This is a genomic window from Pseudomonas sp. NPDC088414 (assembly GCF_044753325.1).
Classification (GTDB): domain Bacteria; phylum Pseudomonadota; class Gammaproteobacteria; order Pseudomonadales; family Pseudomonadaceae; genus Aquipseudomonas.
Window position 1 is genome coordinate 1 of sequence record NZ_JBIVMY010000060.1, and the last position, 5,201, is coordinate 5,201.

Annotated in this window: 3 protein-coding genes and 1 pseudogene; 3 read left to right on the forward strand and 1 reads right to left on the reverse strand. The window is 60.2% G+C overall.

Annotated features, from left to right (window positions below; translation table 11 throughout):
- A pseudogene (gene rpsT, locus ACIP8I_RS26865) lies at positions 1–130 on the reverse strand (30S ribosomal protein S20); the annotation flags it as partial.
- 252 nt (positions 131–382) lie between these two features.
- On the opposite strand from rpsT, the gene murJ reads away from it, so the two are divergent.
- From murJ to ileS, 3 genes are all read left to right on the forward strand, one after another.
- A complete protein-coding gene (murJ, locus tag ACIP8I_RS26870) occupies positions 383–1,921 on the forward strand; it encodes a murein biosynthesis integral membrane protein MurJ (RefSeq protein ID WP_400764887.1) in 1,539 nt (512 codons plus the stop codon).
- Between the two features lie 129 nt (positions 1,922–2,050).
- A complete protein-coding gene (gene ribF / locus ACIP8I_RS26875; RefSeq protein ID WP_400764888.1) occupies positions 2,051–2,989 on the forward strand; it encodes a bifunctional riboflavin kinase/FAD synthetase in 939 nt (312 codons plus the stop codon).
- Positions 2,990–3,002: 13 nt separating this feature from the next.
- A partial coding sequence (gene ileS / locus ACIP8I_RS26880) for an isoleucine--tRNA ligase (RefSeq protein WP_400764890.1) occupies positions 3,003–5,201 on the forward strand: 2,199 nt, incomplete at its 3' end.

The following is a 5,201-nucleotide window of genomic DNA, read 5'->3' on the forward strand; positions in this document are numbered from 1 at the left end:
CGTCAAGTGCGTCGATGTCTATAACTACATACTTCATGTAGCTACGAACCATGGAACGCAGGCTGGCGTTGTGGCTGCGACGCTACTCAGCCTGTTTTGCACGTTTTTTGGCGGAAGGTGAGTTGGCCACCGTCGAGCTCCTCGAAAGACTTTTTAGGAAATAGCAAACAAAATAGGCCGCGAATCATGCCGATGAAGAGAAGTCTTGTCAAGGGCGCTTGAAACGTTCCGCTAAGTGGTAGGTATGAAGAGGCGGGATATTTATTTCCGGCGCTTGACCTGTAAACTCGCGAGCTTTGGCTCTGTGCTGTTGCGGCGCGGAGTATCGCACAAGTGGGCGCATTGTTCGCCTGCTGTTTATCGACAGGCACTAATTTCCTCAATGAATCTGCTCAAATCGTTGGCCGCTGTCAGCTCTATCACGATGCTTTCCCGGATTCTGGGGTTCGTCCGTGACACGCTCATCGCACGCACATTCGGCGCCGGAATGGCCACGGACGCCTTTTTCATTGCCTTCAAATTGCCCAACCTGCTGCGGCGAATCTTCGCCGAGGGTGCGTTTTCGCAGGCTTTCGTGCCGATTCTGGCGGAGTACAAGAGTCAGAAGGGCGAAGAAGCGACCCGCACCTTCATTGCTTATGTATCGGGCCTGCTGACGTTGGTGCTGGCGCTGGTCACGGCATTGGGGATGATCGCCGCACCGTGGGTGATCTGGGCCACGGCGCCGGGGTTTGCCGATACGCCGGAAAAATTCCAGCTCACCTCCGACCTGTTGCGGGTGACATTCCCTTATATATTGCTGATCTCCCTGTCCTCGCTGGCTGGGGCGATTCTCAACACCTGGAACCGTTTTTCGGTGCCGGCGTTCGTGCCGACCCTGCTCAACGTCAGCATGATTGTGTTCTCGCTGTTCCTCACGCCGTATTTCGATCCGCCGGTCATGGCGCTGGGCTGGGCGGTGTTGGTCGGTGGCCTGGCGCAGTTGCTCTATCAACTGCCGCACCTGAAAAAGATCGGCATGCTGGTGCTGCCGCGCCTGAATCTGCGCGATACCGGCGTCTGGCGAGTGATGAAGCAGATGCTGCCGGCGATCATCGGTGTCTCGGTCAGCCAGATTTCGCTGATCATCAACACCATTTTCGCCTCGTTCCTGGTGGCCGGTTCGGTGTCGTGGATGTACTACGCCGACCGTTTGATGGAATTGCCGTCCGGAGTGCTCGGCGTAGCGTTGGGCACCATTTTGCTGCCGACGCTGGCCAAGACCTATGCGAGCAAGGATCGTCACGAATACTCACGGATCCTCGATTGGGGGCTGCGCCTGTGCTTCGTGCTGGTGTTGCCGTGTGCGCTGGCGCTGGGGATTCTCGCCGAGCCGCTGACCGTGTCACTGTTCCAGTATGGCCAGTTCAGTGCGTTTGATGCGTCCATGACCCAGCGTGCGCTGATTGCCTATTCTGTCGGTCTGCTCGGAATTATCGTGATCAAAGTGCTGGCGCCGGGCTTTTATGCGCAACAGAACATCCGTACGCCGGTAAAAATCGCAATCTTCACCTTGGTGTGCACGCAGCTGTTCAACCTGATGCTGATCGGGCCGCTGGCTCACGCTGGTTTGGCGCTGGCGATCAGTGCCGGTGCCTGTCTGAATGCCGGGCTGCTGTTCTATCAACTGCGCAAGCAAAAAATGTATCAGCCGCAACCGGGCTGGTACATGTTCGGCTTCAAGCTGGTGGTGGCAGTGGCAGTGATGTCGGCGGTGCTGCTGCTGGGCATGCATTTCATGCCGGCCTGGGATCAGGGGCATATGCTGGAACGCTTCCTGCGTCTGGGGGCGCTGGTGGTTGCCGGTGTGGTGGCGTATTTCGGTATGTTGCTGCTGCTCGGTTTCCGCCTGCGCGATTTCAATCGTAAGGCTTTGAGCTGAGGTTTCAGCCTTTATAACCGGGCTCGGGCCGGCAGTTTTGTCGGCTCGATCACTTTGCGTTACGGTGTTGCCTGTCGTCGACCGTCGGGTGTGGTTATAATCGACCACTTTATGAGCAAGAAGCGCGTTATGCAGCTGGTTCGAGGCCTCCACAACTTGCGCCCCCAGCATCGGGGCTGCGTCGCCACTATTGGCAACTTTGACGGTGTTCACCGTGGTCACCAGGCTATCCTGGCCCGGCTGCGTGAGCGTGCGCTTGAGTTGGGCGTACCCAGCTGCGTGGTGATATTCGAGCCGCAGCCTCGGGAATTCTTTGCCCCGGAGACCGCGCCGGCGCGCTTGGCTCGCTTGCGCGACAAGCTGCAGTTGCTGGCCGCCGAGGGTGTCGACCGGGTGCTGTGCCTGGCGTTCAACCAGCGCCTGAGCAAGCTCAGCGCCAGTGAATTCGTCGATACCATCCTGGTGGATGGTCTGGGCGTGCAGCATCTGGAGGTCGGTGACGATTTCCGCTTTGGCTGCGACCGCCTCGGTGATTTCGATTTCCTCCTGCAGGCCGGCCAGGTACGCGGGTTTACCGTGGAAGCCGCGCAAACCGTCGAGCTGGACGGCATTCGCGTCAGCAGCACCCAGGTGCGCAACGCGTTGGCCGCCGCCGATTTTGCCTTGGCCGAACGCTTGCTCGGCCGCCCGTACCGGATCGCCGGTCGCGTGCTGCACGGCCAGAAACTGGCCCGGCAACTGGGTACGCCCACTGCCAACATTCAACTCAAGCGCCGTCGCGTACCGTTCACCGGGGTTTACCTGGTGGATGTGGGCATCGACGGCAAGACCTGGCCCGGCGTCGCCAATATCGGCGTGCGGCCTACGGTCCAAGGTGATGGCAAAGCCCACCTTGAAGTTCATCTACTGGATTTTGCCGGCGATCTGTATGACCGGCGTCTGACGGTGGTTTTCCACCAAAAGCTGCGTGAAGAGCAGCGTTTCGCCTCCCTGGAGGCACTGAAAACGGCGATCAACGCGGATGTCGCCGCCGCCCGTGCACTAGCCGCACCTAGCGCCCATCGCTAATGAAGAGCCTTTATTGACCGACTATAAAGCCACGCTAAACCTTCCGGACACCGCCTTCCCAATGAAGGCCGGCCTGCCACAGCGCGAACCGCAGATCCTGCAGCGCTGGGACAGTATTGGCCTGTACGGAAAGTTGCGCGAGATTGGCAAGGATCGTCCGAAGTTCGTCCTCCACGACGGCCCTCCTTACGCCAACGGCACGATCCACATCGGTCACGCACTGAACAAGATTCTCAAGGACATGATCATCCGCTCGAAGACCCTGTCGGGTTTCGACGCGCCGTATGTTCCGGGTTGGGACTGCCACGGCCTGCCGATCGAGCACAAGGTTGAAGTGACCCACGGCAAGAACCTGGGCGCGGACAAGACCCGCGAGCTGTGCCGTGCCTACGCCACCGAGCAGATCGAAGGGCAGAAGACTGAATTCATCCGTCTCGGCGTGCTGGGCGATTTCGCCAACCCGTACAAGACCATGGACTTCAAGAACGAGGCCGGCGAAATCCGCGCCCTCGCCGAAATCGTCAAGGGCGGTTTCGTGTTCAAGGGCCTGAAGCCGGTGAACTGGTGCTTCGATTGCGGTTCGGCCCTGGCCGAAGCCGAAGTCGAGTACGAGAACAAGAAGTCCTCGACCATCGACGTGGCTTTCCCGATCGCTGACGAGGCCAAACTGGCCGCCGCGTTCGGTCTGCCGTCGCTGGGCAAGCCTGCCTCGATCGTGATCTGGACCACCACCCCGTGGACCATCCCGGCCAACCAGGCACTGAACGTTCACCCGGAATTCAACTACGCGCTGGTTGATATCGGCGACAAGCTGCTGGTCCTTGCTGAAGAGCTGGTCGAGTCCTGCCTGGCGCGTTACGGCGTTGAAGGCACCGTACTGGCCACCGCGCCGGGTTCGGCGCTGGAACTGATCAACTTCCGTCACCCGTTCTACGACCGCCTGTCGCCGGTGTACCTGGCTGACTACGTCGAACTGGGCGCTGGCACCGGCGTGGTTCACTCCGCCCCGGCCTATGGCGTAGACGACTTCGTGACCTGCAAGAAGTACGGCATGGTCAACGATGACATCCTCAACCCGGTACAAAGCAACGGCGTGTACGTGCCGTCGCTGGAGTTCTTCGGCGGCCAGTTCATCTGGAAGGCCAACCCGGCCATCGTCGAAAAATTGACCGAAGTTGGTGCGCTGATGCACACCACCGTCATCGAACACAGCTACATGCACTGCTGGCGCCACAAGACCCCGCTGATCTACCGCGCCACCGCGCAGTGGTTCATCGGCATGGACAAGGAGCCGGTCAGCGGCGACACCCTGCGCGTGCGCTCGCTCAAAGCCATCGAAGACACCAAGTTCGTTCCGGCCTGGGGCCAGGCGCGCCTGCACTCGATGATCGCTAACCGTCCGGACTGGTGCATCTCCCGTCAGCGCAACTGGGGCGTGCCGATCCCGTTCTTCCTGAACAAGGAAAGCGGCGAACTGCACCCACGCACCGTCGAACTGATGGAAGAAGTCGCCAAGCGCGTTGAAGTCGAAGGCATCGAAGCCTGGTTCAAACTCGACGCCGCTGAACTGCTGGGCGACGAAGCGCCGCTGTACGACAAGATCAGCGACACCCTCGACGTCTGGTTCGACTCGGGCACCACCCACTGGCACGTGCTGCGCGGTTCGCACCCGATGGGTCACGAAACCGGTCCACGCGCCGACCTGTACCTGGAAGGTTCCGACCAGCACCGCGGCTGGTTCCACTCGTCGCTGTTGACCGGTTGCGCCATCGACAATCACGCGCCGTACCGCGAGCTGCTGACCCACGGCTTCACCGTCGACGAGTCCGGCCGCAAGATGTCCAAATCGCTGGGCAACGTGATCGCGCCGCAGAAAGTCAACGACACCCTGGGCGCCGACATCATGCGTCTGTGGGTTGCGTCGACCGACTACTCCGGCGAAATGGCCGTGTCCGAGCAGATCCTGCAACGCAGCGCGGACGCCTATCGTCGTATCCGTAACACTGCGCGCTTCCTGCTTTCCAACCTGACCGGTTTCAACCCGGCCACCGACCTGCTGCCGGCTGAAGACATGCTGGCACTGGATCGCTGGGCCGTTGACCGTACCCTGCTGCTGCAACGCGAGTTGCAAGAGCACTACGGCGAATACCGTTTCTGGAACGTTTACTCGAAGATCCACAACATCTGCGTGATGGAGCTGGGTGGTTTCTAT